The organism is Marinobacterium stanieri (genome assembly GCF_900155945.1).
GTDB classification, from domain to species: Bacteria; Pseudomonadota; Gammaproteobacteria; order Pseudomonadales; family Balneatricaceae; genus Marinobacterium; species Marinobacterium stanieri.
Genome location: NZ_FTMN01000001.1, coordinates 884693 through 900355 on the forward strand (window position 1 = coordinate 884693; position 15663 = coordinate 900355).

17 protein-coding genes are annotated in these 15663 nt (G+C 57.2%); 8 read left to right on the plus strand and 9 right to left on the minus strand.

Translation table 11 applies throughout. The features are described from left to right. Window positions 1-50: 50 nt before the first annotated feature. Complete coding sequence (locus BW956_RS04050; RefSeq protein ID WP_076461027.1) at window positions 51-1118, plus strand: DUF3549 family protein; 1068 nt, start codon at window positions 51-53, stop codon at window positions 1116-1118. On the opposite strand, the gene BW956_RS04055 is transcribed toward BW956_RS04050, so the two are convergent. The 4 genes from BW956_RS04055 to purU form a co-directional block, all read right to left on the minus strand. Next, window positions 1119-1946: a replication protein P gene (locus BW956_RS04055; RefSeq protein ID WP_244894315.1), complete on the minus strand. Its 828-nt coding sequence runs from the start codon at window positions 1944-1946 to the stop codon at window positions 1119-1121. It abuts the gene before it with no gap. Continuing rightward, window positions 1864-2757 (minus strand): DnaT-like ssDNA-binding domain-containing protein, encoded by an 894-nt coding sequence (locus tag BW956_RS04060; RefSeq protein ID WP_076461031.1) that lies wholly within the window; start codon window positions 2755-2757, stop codon window positions 1864-1866. The genes BW956_RS04055 and BW956_RS04060 overlap by 83 nt, the downstream gene beginning before the upstream one ends. A gap of 21 nt (window positions 2758-2778) precedes the next feature. Next, complete coding sequence (locus BW956_RS04065) at window positions 2779-3192, minus strand: CBS domain-containing protein (RefSeq protein ID WP_010325103.1); 414 nt, start codon at window positions 3190-3192, stop codon at window positions 2779-2781. 72 nt (window positions 3193-3264) lie between these two features. Continuing rightward, window positions 3265-4119: a formyltetrahydrofolate deformylase gene (purU, locus tag BW956_RS04070; RefSeq protein ID WP_010325102.1), complete on the minus strand. Its 855-nt coding sequence runs from the start codon at window positions 4117-4119 to the stop codon at window positions 3265-3267. A gap of 200 nt (window positions 4120-4319) precedes the next feature. Between purU and BW956_RS04075 the strand changes: the two genes are divergently transcribed. From BW956_RS04075 to BW956_RS04105, 7 genes are all read left to right on the plus strand, one after another. Continuing rightward, window positions 4320-5855 (plus strand): thymidine phosphorylase family protein, encoded by a 1536-nt coding sequence (locus BW956_RS04075; protein ID WP_076461321.1) that lies wholly within the window; start codon window positions 4320-4322, stop codon window positions 5853-5855. Between the two features lie 4 nt (window positions 5856-5859). Further along, a complete protein-coding gene (locus BW956_RS04080) occupies window positions 5860-6750 on the plus strand; it encodes a ribose-phosphate pyrophosphokinase (protein WP_076461032.1) in 891 nt (296 codons plus the stop codon). Next, window positions 6737-7321, plus strand: coding sequence for an alpha-ketoglutarate-dependent dioxygenase AlkB family protein (locus tag BW956_RS04085; protein WP_083702919.1), 585 nt, complete (start codon window positions 6737-6739; stop codon window positions 7319-7321). Before BW956_RS04080 ends, BW956_RS04085 begins: the two co-directional genes overlap by 14 nt. A 33-nt stretch (window positions 7322-7354) precedes the next feature. Then, window positions 7355-8092, plus strand: a complete 738-nt coding sequence (gene nfsA / locus BW956_RS04090) for an oxygen-insensitive NADPH nitroreductase (RefSeq protein ID WP_076461036.1) — start codon at window positions 7355-7357, stop codon at window positions 8090-8092. An 87-nt stretch (window positions 8093-8179) separates the two neighbouring features. Then, on the plus strand, window positions 8180-8503 hold the full coding sequence (locus tag BW956_RS04095) for a hypothetical protein (RefSeq protein WP_076461037.1): 324 nt from the start codon (window positions 8180-8182) through the stop codon (window positions 8501-8503). Between the two features lie 72 nt (window positions 8504-8575). Then, window positions 8576-9589, plus strand: a complete 1014-nt coding sequence (locus BW956_RS04100; protein WP_076461039.1) for a CobW family GTP-binding protein — start codon at window positions 8576-8578, stop codon at window positions 9587-9589. Between the two features lie 168 nt (window positions 9590-9757). After that, on the plus strand, window positions 9758-11392 hold the full coding sequence (locus tag BW956_RS04105; protein ID WP_076461041.1) for an EAL domain-containing protein: 1635 nt from the start codon (window positions 9758-9760) through the stop codon (window positions 11390-11392). A 227-nt stretch (window positions 11393-11619) separates the two neighbouring features. Here the strand turns inward: BW956_RS04105 and BW956_RS04110 are convergent, their stop codons facing one another. From BW956_RS04110 to BW956_RS04130, 5 genes are all read right to left on the minus strand, one after another. Next, window positions 11620-12042, minus strand: coding sequence for a VOC family protein (locus BW956_RS04110; RefSeq protein ID WP_076461043.1), 423 nt, complete (start codon window positions 12040-12042; stop codon window positions 11620-11622). A 113-nt stretch (window positions 12043-12155) separates the two neighbouring features. Next, window positions 12156-12371, minus strand: coding sequence for a TIGR02450 family Trp-rich protein (locus BW956_RS04115; RefSeq protein WP_076461045.1), 216 nt, complete (start codon window positions 12369-12371; stop codon window positions 12156-12158). Between the two features lie 228 nt (window positions 12372-12599). Then, window positions 12600-13958, minus strand: a complete 1359-nt coding sequence (locus BW956_RS04120) for a TRAP transporter large permease (RefSeq protein WP_010325092.1) — start codon at window positions 13956-13958, stop codon at window positions 12600-12602. Beyond that, entirely contained in the window at window positions 13948-14589 is a 642-nt protein-coding gene (locus BW956_RS04125; RefSeq protein ID WP_076461047.1) for a TRAP transporter small permease subunit, read from the minus strand. Before BW956_RS04125 ends, BW956_RS04120 begins: the two co-directional genes overlap by 11 nt. Next, on the minus strand, window positions 14564-15613 hold the full coding sequence (locus tag BW956_RS04130) for a TRAP transporter substrate-binding protein (RefSeq protein WP_010325089.1): 1050 nt from the start codon (window positions 15611-15613) through the stop codon (window positions 14564-14566). The genes BW956_RS04125 and BW956_RS04130 overlap by 26 nt, the downstream gene beginning before the upstream one ends. Window positions 15614-15663: the final 50 nt, after the last annotated feature.

Consider the following 15663-nt stretch of genomic DNA (forward strand, 5'->3'; position numbering starts at 1 on the left):
AAAACTGGTAAAATTGCGCTTCCCGTTAACCCGCTGTGATTCGGAACCCTATGTCTGCTGAAACTGCTATGCCTCAATCCCTGACTGAACTGCTGCGCTCGACCGGTGCTGCACTGCGCGTCTTCGATATGGGGCGCCGTATCAGCAAACTCTCCCTGGACCAGTTCCAGCGCATTGAAGACTCCAAACTGCCCTACCCCACACCTTTCCAGCATCTGGCCTGGGTGGCGGTATTGATCTGGAACCCGAAGCAGAAGCAGGAAAACGCGGTCTGGTTCCTGCGCCTGCCGCTGGATGAGCAGGGGCTGGTCGCTCCGGCTGCCCGGGATGACCTGCTCAAGCGCCTGATCCAGAACGTGGTCAACAGCAAAAATGGCCAACTGGACGAGGATGCCCTCAAGGACAATCCCTACTCGTTCACCCCCGAGCAGGGCCGTATGGCTGCCTTTCATGCCCTGGCCTCCAAGGAGATGAAAACGGCGGCCTCGTCACATTACGAGCGCGCCCATGCCTGGTTCCATGACCAGTTGCCCGAAGATGACTGGCCGACTCTGGCGTACCAGGGCCTGGCGGATATCAGCATGCGTCTGGATCAGGATGGCAACGCCGCAGCACTGGCCCGCAAGCTGCCCAAGATGCCAGCTCCGGTACTGGAGAACCTGTGCCCACTGCTGGAAAATGTTCAGCCCGCCCCCGCCGTACAAAAGGAACTGCTGGCCTTGCTGCAGGCCGCACTGAAGGGCGATGACAGCAACCGCGTTGCCGCACTGGCTCGTGCGCTGTCGAATATTGCCGATGAACTGGCCAAGCAGGCCTGGGTCACAGAGGTACTGCAAAGCCCCCACGCGGCCAAGGCTGAAGTGATTACGGTAATTGCCACTCGCTGCGAGTCAGCGTTGCTGGAACCCAGGGTACTGAATCTGTTCCTGGAACAGTTGGCGCAGGGTGAGGCAGGACAGGCCGGTTTCAGCCGCATTCTGGCCGAGCTGATGTTCATGCCGGTTCACCGTGCCTTGTTGCTGCAGGCATTCCGTCAGCCTGAGCGCAGCCCCGCGCTGGAACAGGCTATTGGCGAGATGTTTGGCCAGAGCTTCAGTACCCCGGCCCCACAACACTGATCAGTCTTTAGCGCGGTCCCGCGTGGTTGCCGGCAACTGGATGCCCAGGCCACGCTGATCCGCTTTCTCCTGAGCCTGACGATACAGCCGCGCCCGCGTGCGGGTGCCTTCCGGCAGGGTCAGGTAGTACAGCAGACTGGCGCCCTCCTCAGGTGCCAATGCATGCTCCTCGGTAAATGCCTGAATGAAGTCAGCCACCGTATTGGCCTGTTTGTTTTCCAGCGCCGGCGGCACCGGCTGATCCAGGTCCTCACCTTCACGTACACGGCGGCAGATCACATCATAGTGATAACGGAATGACGGCAGTGCCCGGCTTTCCTCTTCGGTGCGCAACAGGAACCAGCCGGTTTCGCGACCGGCATGATAGACCGCCGGATGGCTCCAGTGATGACGCACCGGATGATCGGCATGCATGCAGGCTTCCATGTAGGCATCACGCAGGCCAGGCAGGCCGAAGTCGCCATTTATATCGCGCAGAATACTGAGAAACTCGGCGATGCTGGGCATCCAGGCAGTGCTCTCCTTGCAGCGATTGACCGCCGCTACAAGCTCGGACTCGGTATAGCCGGCCAGGCTCAGCGCCCATTCGCGTTTGGCAATGCGAAGCTCGTCCTCGGTTTCAAAGCAGCTTTTGAATTTGTGCCCGTAGATCGCCATAAAGCGGGCAAAGATCATGTTGACCAGGGTTTTGGTCTGCGGGCTGATGGTTTGCGCCTGGCGTGATTGCTCACGCCCGGCACCGGAGTCACCAGTCGGTGTCCTTGATGTCCATGATGGCTGCGGTAATCCGTTTGCGTTTTTCCCGAGAATCTCGGCGGGTGTTTTCATTACTGCCCCCTGTCATGGGTGCGCGATCCTGCTCGTAGCGTTGTTCGCGCGCATCCCGCGTCTGTTTCTTGACCCATTCCCGTTTGACCCAGGCGAGGAACTTTTGATCCCAGTTACTCTCCTTGCGGTCCTTGTCCAGCCAATAGAGGACAAACTCATCCAGGCAGGCTTCGGCAAAATCCACCGGGATGGAATGGCGCGGCAACATGGCGTGGAACATATCCGAAGGGCGCCAGCCAAGCTGCATCGGGTGCAGCTGCTGATTGCGCTCTTCCGCCTGTTCAAAGATCGCCTGCAACTCATCCTTGTGACGGCGCCAGCCAATGCTGCCACCAAAGGTGGGAGCCGGTCCCTTGCGGTCGATCATATTGCCACGCGGCGGCGGTGGCGGAGGTGGTGGCGTGTCATACACAGGCAAACGGTTGACCGGCGCGGTTTGCGCTTCGGCTGCCTGGGGAGCGCCGGGTGCGTGAGCATCATCGGCCGGGGTCGGTTCCGGTTTGGCCTCCGGTGCCGGCTCGGGCAGCAGACGCAGACGTACACTGCCGCCCTGATTCAGACTGATCTGCAGGCAGCCCTGACGTGCCAGGCTTTCGCTGGCAGTTCGCAGGCGCTCTTCACTCCAGAAACCGGCCAGTTGCAGCCAGCGGGCTTTCGGCAGAATACACTCCACGCTGCCATCCTCTGCCTGCATGCCGGCATGGCGGGCATAGTCACGGTAGATAAACAGCAACAGCGCTTCGTCGCTGCCCAGTTTATGCGCCAGCGAGGGATAGAACAGCAGGGGTGTTTCCGGTAGCCAGTCGCTCATGCAACGGCTCCTGTTGATTGCTCAACCATCCTTCGCAAACTCCTCGACGGCTCTGAGCACGTCACGGCGGCTGATCTGGCCCACCAGTTTACCGCCCCTGACCACCGGCATGCGGCGCAGCTTTTTGTCGATAAACAGACGCGCTGCTTCAGTCAGGTCAGCACCATAGTCAATGGTCTCCACCGGGCTGGACATATAACGCCCCACGTGGCCGCCACTGCCCATCTCTTCCTCATGATAGGTCTGGGTCAGTATGGCGCGCAGGCAATCAAGCTCCGACAGCATACCCACCAGTGCCCCTTCGGCATCCACTACCGGAGCACCGGAAATACCGTACTCCTGCAGCGCCCGAATAGCATCAAACAGCCCGGTCTCGGGGCTGAACGAGATCAGGTTGGTCGCCATGTAATCCTGAACTTTGACGGATCTCAGCATTGTGGACACTCCTTGCAAGAACGAAATCGGGCACGCGCCCTACCTAGATACTAGCCCAGCCTGAGGGTGCAATCAGGCGAAAACAACCGTTTTGTTGCCCTGGACCAGTACCCGGTCTTCCAGATGCCAGCGCAGACCGCGGGCCAGCACGGTTTTTTCCACATCGCGGCCCAGACGCACCATATCTTCCGGCAGGTCGCGGTGGCTGATGCGGGTCACATCCTGATCGATGATCGGACCGGCATCCAGTTCCTGGGTCACATAGTGACAGGTGGCACCGATCAGCTTCACGCCACGCTCATGCGCCTGGTGATAGGGCTTGGCACCAGCAAATGACGGCAGGAAGCTGTGATGAATGTTGATGATACGGTGCGGGTAACGTTCGCACAGGTCCGGCGGCAGAATCTGCATGTAACGCGCCAGCACCACCACATCGGCGTCGTGGCTTTCAATCAGACGGTTCACTTCGTTGAAGTGCGGCGTCTTGTCGGCCGGGTCTACCGGGACATGGTGGTAAGGGATACCGTGCCACTCAACCATGGAGCGCAGATCGTCGTGGTTGGAAATCACACACACGATCTCGCAGAACAGCTCCTTGCTGTGGAAACGGTACAGCAGGTCTGCCAGACAATGGGACTCGCGGCTGGCCATCAGCACCACACGCTTGGGCCGTGAGGAGTCTTCAATCTGCCAGTCCATGTTGAAGGAGGCTGCGATCGGGGTAAAGGCTTCGCGCAGCTGCTCCAGTGAAAACTGCAGGCTGTTGGCACTGATTTCCACCCGCATGAAGAAACAGCCGGTGGTCGGGTCGGAGTGCTGGTTGGCATCCGCAATGGAGCCCCCGTGACTGGAAATGAAATTACTGACCATCGCCACGATGCCCACACGGTCGGGGCAGGAAAGAACCAAACGATAACGGCGTTCCATAAACTCTGCTCGTGTCCTGAATAAAAAAGTATGTCCTGAAATGCCCTGAAGCAAGACTGCCCGGAACCGGACCAAAAATCGAATCGCACATTCTACCAGAAGGGGGCTGGAGGCTGACAGCACTGCGCCCGATGATATTGCCCGTCAGGGGCCTGCATGCTTAAACTGAATCATTGCCTGATCTCAAGGAGAGTCCCATGATGATGCTGACCCCGGAGCGGATGGCGCCACTGAAGGCGCGTCGACTCGGCATCGATACCCATCACGAGCCGACATTATATTTGCCGGCACAAAGTCACGTCTGCCGTTCGGAAGGTTTTGAAAGCCTGTCACGGGTGCAGGTAACGACTCACCAGAGCTGCCACCTGATCGCCTCGCTCAATATTGTCACCGACAGCCTGCTGGCAGATGACGAGGTGGGCTTCTCTGAATCCGCCTGGAAACGCCTGGGGCTCAAGGCCGAAGATCCGATCTGGCTGTCGCACCCCAAGCCGGTGCAGTCACTGTCCCATGTCCGCGCCAAGGTGTATGGCCATGAGCTGACCGACCTGCAGTTCCAGAGCATCATCAACGACATTGTCGAGGGGCGCTACGCCGACGTCCACCTGGCCGCCTTTATCACGGCCTGCGGTGACGACAACCTGAGCGATGACGAGATCACCTCGCTGACTGAGGCCATGGTCAAATCCGGCAGCACGCTGGACTGGCAGCTGCCGCTGGTAGTGGATAAACACTGTGTCGGCGGCCTGCCCGGAAACCGCACCACCCCTATCGTGGTCTCCATTCTTACTGCCTGTGGCCTGACGGTTCCCAAAACCTCATCCCGTGCCATCACCTCCCCGGCCGGCACCGCCGATACCATGGAGACCCTCACCGAGGTCAGCCTGAGTCTGGAGCAGATGCGCGAGGTGGTCAGCCGTGAAGGTGGCTGCCTCGCCTGGGGCGGCGCCATGCGCCTGAGCCCGGCGGATGACATGCTGATTCAGGTGGAGCGCGCATTGGATATCGACAGCGAAGGCCAGCTGATCGCCTCGGTGCTGTCAAAAAAGATCGCCGCCGGCGCTACCCACGTATTGATCGATATTCCCGTCGGCCCCACTGCCAAGGTGCGCAGCGAAGAAGCCGCCAACCGCCTGGCCGCCAGTTTTCAGACCGTCGCCGCCAACCTGGGGCTGGAGTTGCAGGTGATGATGACCGACGGCAGTCAACCGGTGGGCCGAGGCATTGGTCCGGCTCTGGAAGCACGGGATATTCTGGCGGTGCTGCAGAATGACCCTGAAGCCCCGCAGGACTTGCGCCAACGCTCTGCCGAGGTGGCCGGTGCCATGTTGGCGATGGTGAAACATCTGTCCCCTGAAGAAGGAACCCGGCTGGCGCTGGATACCCTCAATCAGGGCACGGCCTGGGAAAAGTTCCGTCGCATCTGCGATGCCCAGGGCGGCTTCCGTCACCCGGCCGTGGCTCCTTACCGCTATGCTCTGGTGGCTGAGCATACCGGGCGGGTCACCCGTATCGACAACCGTATTCTGGCCAAGATCGCCAAACTGGCTGGGGCACCGGCTGACCCGGCCGCAGGCGTTGAGATCAACGTCAAACTGGGCGATCAGGTGGACTGTCAGGATGTACTGATCATGATCCACGCGGAAAATGCCGGGGAACTCAACTATGCCGTTGAGTATCTCAATGAACACCCGCAAGTGATTGAATTGGAAAATCTGCTGCAGCAGGAGGCGTAAACGCATGCTGATCTTCAACCCTGATTCCGACCCGGCGCTGGCCGCCCAGCTCAACCGGCTGCTCGATGCCCAGGCCGGCGCACTGGAACAGCGCCGCTTTCCGGATGGTGAAAGCTATCTGCGCGTGCACTCCGATTGCCAGGACCAGGACTGCCTGATTCTGTGCAACCTGTTCCACCCGGACGAACGCCTGCTGCTCCTGCTGTTCCTGGCCGACACCCTGAGGGATTGTGGCGCCCGCAGTGTCGGACTGGTCACGCCCTATCTGGCGTACATGCGCCAGGACAAGCGCTTCAAACCCGGCGAATGTGTTACCTCGCGTCCCTTTGCCAAACTGCTGTCGGGCGCCTTCGATTACCTGGTTACCGTGGACCCGCACCTGCACCGCTACCACTCGCTGGATGAGATTTACAGCATTCCTTCCCGCGTGGTGCAGGCCGCGCCGCTGATTGCCGAGTGGATCCAGGCCCGCATTCCCCAACCACTGCTGATCGGTCCGGACAGCGAAAGCGAACAATGGGTCTCCCATGTGGCCGAACTGGCCGGTGCTCCCTTTCAGGTGCTACAGAAAGAGCGACGCGGCGATTACGATGTCAGCGTGTCTCTGCCCGACCTGGACGATGCTGCCCAACGCACCCCCGTACTGGTGGACGACATCATCTCCAGTGGCCGCACCATGCTGGAGACGCTCAACCACCTGCGTGCGGCAGGCCTGCCGCGCGCCGTTGCCATCGGCGTACATGGCATCTTCGCCGGTGACGCCTACAACCAGCTCACCGAAGTCGCCGATGTGGCAACTACTGCCTGTATCCCGCACCTGAGCAACCAGATCGACATCGCCGCGCCACTGGCCGATGCGGTACGCGAGCTGCTGGCTGAACGTGAGCAACACTGACCTCGCACTGCCGGATGCCGAGATTCGTTATCAGGATGACTTTCTCGGCCCGGCGGAGGCCGACCAACTGATGCAGACCCTGCTGGATGAAATTTCCTGGCGTCAGGATCGCATCCGCCTGTTCGGCCGTGAACATCTGATTCCGCGACTGCAGGCGTTCCAGTCCGATCCGGGCATCCATTACACCTACTCGGGCCTGCGTTTGGCCGGGGATGACTGGCACCCCGCCCTGGCCGCCCTCAAGGCACGCCTGGATCAGACCTGCAACACCCGCTTCAACGCCCTGCTGTTGAACCTGTATCGAGACGGTCAGGACGCCATGGGCTGGCATGCCGATAACGAGCGCGAGCTGGGTCACAACCCCGTCATCGCCTCCATCAGTCTGGGAGCTGAGCGCCGCTTTCGCCTGCGCCATAACCAGAGCCGGGATACTCACAGCCTGCCACTGGCACACGGCTCACTGCTGCTCATGGCCGGCCCGACCCAGCATTACTGGCAGCATTCCCTGCCGCGCAGCAAGCCCTGCCGGCAGCCGCGTATCAACCTGACCTTCCGTTTCATCCATGTATAATCGCGTCAAGCACACGACCGGAGAGACAACCCGATGAACCCAACGATTGAACTGTTGAACAGCCACCGCTCCATCCGCAAATTCACCGATGAACCGGTCGCGCAAAGCACGGTCGACACCCTGATCAAGGCCGGCCAGGCCGCCGCGACATCCAGCTTCATCCAGGCCTGCACCGTGATTCAGGTGAGCCAGGGCGAACGCCGTGATGCCCTGGCCGAGATGGCCAACAACCAGGCCTACGTATCCGAAGCGCCCGTATTTCTGGTGTTCTGCGCCGACATGAAGCGTCACAAGTTGGCCTGCGACATGCACGATGCCGACATGCTGTCCGGCTACACTGAACAGTTCCTCACCGCCTCCATGGATTGCGCCCTGTTCGCACAGAACGTGATCGTAGCCGCCGAGTCACTGGGCCTGGGTGGGGTCTACATTGGCGGCCTGCGCAACAAGATCCAGGACGTTTCCGATCTGCTGGAACTGCCCGAGCTGGTCTACCCGGTATTCGGCATGTGCCTGGGCCACCCGGACCAGAACCCGGAAGTGAAGCCGCGTCTGCCGCTGGATGTGGTGCTGAAACAGGACCGTTACGACGACAGCCAGGATGCCGAGCGCATAGCCGCCTACGACGGCGACGTGCGTGAGTATTACAAGACCCGCACCGGCGGCAACAAGGACATGACCTGGAGCGAGCAGATCTCTGGCATGCTGGTTAAGGAAGCCCGCCCGCACATGCTGCCCTTCCTCAACGGTAAAGGCTTCCTGAAACGCTGATTGCGTGCAGGCTGCAGGACTCTCAACTATGCTGAACGGGAGTGCCCCCACTGGGGGCGGTCCTGTTCCCGCGAGAGGATGCCCAACATGCCTGAACGAAAAATCGCCGCTCTGCTTGAGCAACTGGAACAGCACTCCCGCAAACGCGCTCACCAGCAAACGGTGACCCTTCCCATCGACCGGGAGGATATGGTGCGTCTGCAAGCGCTGGCCGAAGTCTATGGAATGGATATCGTCGAACTGACCCCCATTCTACTGCACAGTATCTTGAGCGATATCGAAGCACACATGCCCTACCAACCGGGTACCCGCGTGATTCGCGTAGAAGATGACGAACCCATTTACGAAGATGTTGGCCCGACGCCTCGATACCTGGAGGCCAAACGCAAACACGAAAAGGTGTGCGCCTGACACCCAAGGCTTGATCACCCTTAATCGCTGGCTCACAATCCATCCCCTGTCGCATTCAGGGAGTTAAGCATTGTGAGCCAGACCAGGTTGAGCGCCGTTCCGACCAATATCATCACCGGTTTTCTGGGCAGCGGTAAAACCACGGCTATCAATCACCTGCTGCAACAACGCCCCGAGGGCGAGCGCTGGGCGGTACTGGTCAATGAGTTTGGCCAGGTTGGCATCGACGCAAGCCTGATCACCGAAACAGACGGTGTTGCCGTTAAAGAGCTGGCTGGCGGCTGTCTATGCTGTGCACTGGGCCCCAGTTTGCCGATCACCCTGGCAACCCTGCTCAGACGTGCCCGACCCGACCGTCTGCTGATTGAGCCCACCGGCCTTGGCCACCCGGCACGTATTATCGATACCCTGCAAAGTGACCAGTTCAAGGATGTTCTCTCTCTGCACAGCATTATCTGCCTGCTCGACCCCGGCTTACTGCACCAACCCGACACCCTGAGCCAACCCAGCTTTATCGACCAGCTCAACCTTGCCGACCGTGTTGTACTCAACCGCATCGACCTGGCCAGCGCCGAGGATATCGCCGAAGCCCATACTCTGAGTGCCAACCTGTTTCCCCCCAAAGCCGGTGTGCATCAGGTCATCCAGGGGCAACTGGAACTGTCATGGCTTGATCTGCCCCACTCTCTCGAACGCCAGGCTGAATATCCACAGGCCCACGCCCGGGCGGCCACAATCAGCCCTTTAACACCGCCCAAGCTTCCAACACAGCCCAAGCCGGGGCAACCTGTGTATGAATTCGGCCAGGGTGAAGACCACTACAGCTACGGCTGGGTTTTCCACAGCGACGACTGCTTTGACTGGGACCGAATCCGGAACGTACTGGATAAGCTGGATACCGCCGTACGGGTCAAAGCCGTGCTGCGCATCGGCCATGCACGCGTCGGCTACAACCGCAACGCCGGACAGGCAGCCACCACCGCCGAGTCAGCCTGGCGACGGGATTCACGGCTGGAAATTCTGACCCGCGAAAAACTGGATAAAGCGGAACTTGAGCAGGCAATGCTGAACTGTCTGAACCGATAACCGCTTCTCTCGTCACCGCTTAGAAACTGGCAACCGGGCTAAATCTGTACCAGAATCAAGGCATTGTAACCAAAACGATTTGGTCCTGAAGCCATGACATCAAGCTGGCATAACCTGAACAACATGCACTGAGCCGATAACAATACGCCTGATACCAAGAGGTTAAACATGCCCGGTTCCCATGAGTCTGATCAGAACTCGCACGCGACAAAGGCGCCCACCGCACCAACAACGCAGGGTTTTACACTCGATGAGATTCTTCAGGCGATCGATGACGATCAGTTTTATCTGGCAGGCCAGGCCCAGATTAACCTTGAAACCCTCGAAATCGTCGGTTTCGAATGTCTTGCCCGCTGGGAACATCCGGAACGTGGAGAGGTAGCCCCTTTCCATTTTATTCCTGTGCTCGAAGACGCCCAGCAGTGCCACCATCTGACCATTCACCTGTTTGAGCGAATGCTGAGCCTGGTCGAACGCTTACAACAGACTTCGCCAGGCCTGCACTTCTCACTGAACATCTCCGCATACGACCTGTGCCGGGAAGGCTTCGCCGACGAAATGATCAACATTGTCGGTCGGCACACCATTGATCAAGCCACAATCGTACTGGAAGTCACGGAAACTGCAGGCATCTTCGGTGACACCAGTGTTGCAAACCTCAGGCAACTACATGAAGCGGGGATTCAGCTCGCCGTTGATGATTTCTGGACAGGCTTCTCAACCCTTGAAACCATTCGCCTGAATATCTTTTCCGAAATTAAAATCGATTTCTCGCTCACATCACGCGTGATCAATGACAAAACCAGCATGGCCGGTATCAACGCGATTTTGCAGTTAAGCAGCAACCTGGGACTTCGTTGCATTGTCGAAGGTATTGAAACCTGCATGATCAAATCGATTTTGCTGGAGGCTGGGGCGATTTACGGTCAGGGCTTTTTATTCAGCAAAGGCGTTAAAGACACCCTTCTGGAGCAGTGGATCCAGGACTACAACGACAACAAATCTCAGAAATCCTGCCTTAACCCCTCAACCCTTTTTCAGAGCGCAGAGCTGAAAGAGCTTGAAGAGCGCCCTCACCCATCCTGGCTATGGGACTTCAGCGCGCAAAAAATCACCTGGGCCAATACGGCCGGATGCCGGTTTTGGCAGGCTGAGTCACTGGACGAACTCCAGTCCCGGGATTTTTCGGCCATGAGCTACCTGGCCAAAACCCGGCTCAAAAGCTACCAGCTGCGCATGCAAGCCGGTGAAGACATAATCACTTCCGAATGGGACTTTTTCCCCGGCACCGGTGCACAAAAAGTGTTCTGTATACAGCTACCGCGCTTGAATCCGGCAAATGGCGACATGTTCATGCTGGTCAATGCGTATGAGAACTTCAACTCCCGACTGCCTGCCAGAAAATACATCGATTCTTCCGATGAGTTCCCAGCACCTTTTTTCATTGCGGACGAAGATGGCAACCTGCTGCGCATAAACAAGCATGCCCATATTGAAATCAAAATTGATCACGACCGCATCACCGATCTGATATCCGAGGAAGATTTCACAGCGATTAAATCAAGCTGTGCCAGCGGCCATATGATCCACACCTTCGCCGCGTTCGATAGGCTTCAGGACTGTCAGTACCTCTATATTCGTGCAGTCATGCTGCCCGATATGAGCCAGAACGGTGGTAATGTATTTCATATGATGGCGATTCCCGTTTCAGAAACGCTCACGCGTAACCTGCCGGAGCCACTGAACGAAGTCCGATTCCTGACAGGCAACAGTCGAGATGTAACAACGGACACTGACACCTGAAAGCAGAACACTCTAACAGGTACTCATCCACCGCATACGGGCAATCTTGATTTCCCACTATCGGTTTCCATCACCTCCGCGACCAACGTAAACACCCATGCCGGTATACCATTGGGCGTGAACTCACTGACCAGGCCTGCACGTTGCTCACACTTGGCCCCTTGGGCGGTTTCATATCATCAAAGAAGCGTTTGCCGCGGTCCTTGCCCAGCGCCCGGGTCTTTCCATTACATCGAGTAATCGTTTTTCTCTTCAGGCTTATCCGAGTAATACTCTATAAATTCATACTGAATATTATTACTGTCGAAAATATAGACATTGCGTCGATATGGATGCTGAGCACCCGCATGATCAACCGGATAACCTGCTTCAGACAGGCGACTTACAAGTGATTCCAAGTCAGAAACCACTATCCCGATATGCTTAACGCCCGTCCATTTTTCCTTCCAGTTTTGAACCTGCCCCTCCCCTCCTTCCTGAACGGCGATATAGGAGTCGTTATTCCCCACATGAAACCAGCGCACCTCTTCCCCAAACCAATCCATCTTACCCTGCCCGCGAATAGACCATGACGGGATTGCAGTTGTTAAGAAATTGATGGTTTCTTCGGCGTCCAGGACAAAGATATTGGCATGTTCTACATAGGCCATATTAATTTCCTTTATCTTTATGCGGTCAAAATTTTATTATTTTTAAATAAACAAATTATTATCCGGAAGACGATTAATCTGCGATCACCCGTTTGGTTTTTCCTGAGCCAATTCTACTTCCAGCCTTGAAGCCATTTATCCTGATTCTTAAGCTCAATCCAATCGATTGAATACTCCGTATTTGAAAGTACGGCTTCCACTTTACAAACTAACACTGAACCATCTTCGTCAAACTCAACTTCTGTCACCAAAAAATGCTTTTCACGATTCAATGGATTAACTGCTGTCCACTTACTGTTGTGCAATTTTGCCGGATTAATTTTATTCATACACGCTCCATAAAACGCTGAATTAACTACTAAATCTGTGCAGTTTTACGAGCGTGTCACGATCAGGGTTCACTGATCTTGTCCGTTATTGGAAAAGTAAACTGATGCTGCCTGCTTCAGATACTGATGCCAGTCTCCACTCTCCCCTGTGAACACTCTTGGCCCCAGCAACAAAAAAGCAGCCAAGCGGCTGCTTTTGATCAATCGACTTTTTCAATTTCTATCTGCCTACTCCGTCATGCCCGGTAACCAGAGCACAATGGACGGGAACAGAATACAGAGGATCAAACCGGTCAGCTGCAGCAGCACGAAAGGAATGATCGATTTGTAGATGGTGCCGATACCGACATTGCCCTGGGTAATGCCTTTCAGATAGAAGAGTGCATAGCCAAAGGGTGGCGTCAGGAAGCTGGTTTGCAGGTTGATCGCCACCAGTATAGCGAACCAGACCAGTACGGCCTCACCGTAAAGCTGGCCACCAAAGTCGAGCCCATTCACCACCGGCAACAGCAGTGGCAGGATCACGAAGCTGATTTCGATCCACTCCAGGAAGAAGCCCAGCAGGAAGATCAGTCCCATCAACAATAGGAGCAAGCCGTATGGACCAAGCCCCGTGCCAGTAATCAGTTCTTCGATCATGTCGGCACCGCCCAAGCGCTTGAACACCACGCTGAAGCAGGTCGCACCCACAACCACAAAGAGGATCATGGCCGAAGTTTTTGAGGTAGAACGGCACACCTCACGAATGGCTTGCAGGTTAAGCTGTTTCAGGAACAGCGCCAGCAACATCGCACCTGCAGCACCAATGGCTGCCGCTTCGGTTGGCGTTGCGATACCGGCCATGATCGAGCCCAGTACGGCGGTAATCAGCACTACAGGCCCCAGTAGATCACGCAGCAGCGCCAGCGCCAGTGGTGCCTGTTCTTCGGCTTCATCCGCCGCCCCACCTTCACTGGCCAGGGGGGCCCACTCGGGGCGCAAACGTGCCGCCAGCAGCAGATAGAGGGTATAGAGTGCACCCAACATCAAGCCCGGAATCAGGGCAGCCTTGAACAGATCACCTACGGAGATCTGCATGATGGAGCCCATGAGAACCAGCATGATCGACGGCGGAATCAGGATACCGAGAGTACCGGATGCAGCAACAACGCCGTAGGCCATCTCAGGTTTGTAGCCCTGCTTGAGCATCACCGGCAAAGCCAACAGCCCCAGCATCACCACGGACGCACCGATAATGCCGGTACTGGCGGCCATCACGACACCCAACAGGGCGACGGACACAGCCAAACCACCGCGCACATTGCCGAACAGGCGCTGCAGGGTGAGCAGCAGGTTCTTGGCCACGCCGGAACGCTCCAGCATCAGGCCCATAAATACGAACAGGGGAATGGCAATTAACAGCCAGTTTTCAATAACCCCGCCGAAAATACGCGAGGCCACCGTGCCCAAAAACGGCAGCGGTATATCACCAATAAAGGCAAAGACGATGCCCAGCCCGCCCAGCAGGAAGGCCACCGGATAGCCGCTGAAAATCCCGAACAGCAGCGCAAAGACCATCGCAATGGCCAATCCATATTCATCCAGCATCCGAGCTCTCCTCTACATCACGTGCCGGATCCAGTATGCGGGCCAGGCGGTCAAACACCTGCCCCAGTGCCCCCAGCGCCAGCAATATCAGGCCCGCCGGCAGGGCACCCTTAATCAGGTAACGGTCGGTCAAACCGCCATAGTTGGACTGCTCGCCTGAAACGTATGACATCTGCACCATATGCTTGGACAACCAGGCAATGAGGATACAGAAGGGAATCAGCAGGACCAGATGACCAATGATTTCGACCCAATGACGCGTGGCTTTGGACATGCGGTGGTGCAGCATGTCGACGCGCACATGCATGTTGGCGTGCATGGCATAGCTGCCCCCTATCAGGGTGAGCAGGCCAAACAGGTGCCACTGCAGTTCGGTCATGGTGTTGATGGTGATCGCCTTGCCCAGCAGCAGGACCTTTTCATCCCAGCGCACCAGTTCATTCGCGCTGAAGGCATTCATCACCACGGTTGCCAGTACTGCCAGCATTACGCCCAGTACCAGCCAGCTGCTTACCTGGCCCAGCCAGCGGCCCAGCCCGATCAACGGGCAGGCCAGGCGGGCGCACCAGCGGGCGCCGGAAAGGCGCCAGCCGGGCAGCTGTGGATTAACGCGGAGTTGCTTGTAGCTCATACCACTCGTCCACCAGTTTGCTGTGTTCCATCAGCGACTCGTACGCTTTCTTGAACAGAGGATTGTTCTTCATTTCCTCTTCGCGTACTTCATCCCAGCCCTTGCGCAGTTCCGCCAGTACCGGTTCCGGGAAGCGCTTCACTTCGATGCCCTTCTCTTCCAGTTTGCGGATAGTACGGATCTGCTCGGCCGGCGCTTCAGACATGGCCCACTGCAGGGTGGCGCGACACGCGGTTTCGAACTTGGCTTTGGTGTTGTCGTCGTACTCGTTCCAGACATCCTTGTTGATGATGAACGAGAACCAGCTGGCAGACTGGTGCCAACCCGGGAAGTAGTAGTACTTGGTGACGTCCTCGAAGCCCATAATCTGGTCAACCTGAGGCACGGAGAACTCGGATGCGTCGATACGGCCACGTTCCAGCGCCAGGTAGATTTCACCACCCGGAATCAGCTGAGTGGACGCGCCGTACTTGTTCAGCACCTTGGCACCCAGGCCGGAAATACGCATACGCAGACCTTCGAAGTCCTTGATATCGTTGATTTCCTTGTTGTACCAGCCACCGGTTTCCTGCGGCGAGATAAAGCACGGGAGTACTTTTACGTTGTACTGATCGTAAGCACTCTGCAGGATTTCGGTACCCTCGCCTGACCACATCCAGGACATGAAGGCTTCAGGAGTAGGACCAAACGGCAGCGCGCCATAGAGGTTGGTAACGGGTACCGTACCGGCCCAGTAGCCGATCCAGTCCCAACCTGCCGGCACAGCACCGGAGGATACGGAGTTGAACACCTCAAACGCCGGGACCAGATCGCCCGGGTTATGCACTTTCAGTTTCACTTCACCATCGGTAACCGTCTCCAGCTCCTTGGCGAAACGCACAGCACCCTCACCAATGAAGATATTGGTATTGAAGGTGTTGGCCACATCCAGTTTGGACGGCCCGGCCGCCTGAATGCTGGTAGACAGGGCCAGTGCAGCAGCACCTGCGCCCAGTGCGGTAGTGATACGGGAAAACTGACTCATGATTCACTTCCTTTTGTTGTTATTTACGGTGAACACATAGATCGCCACTC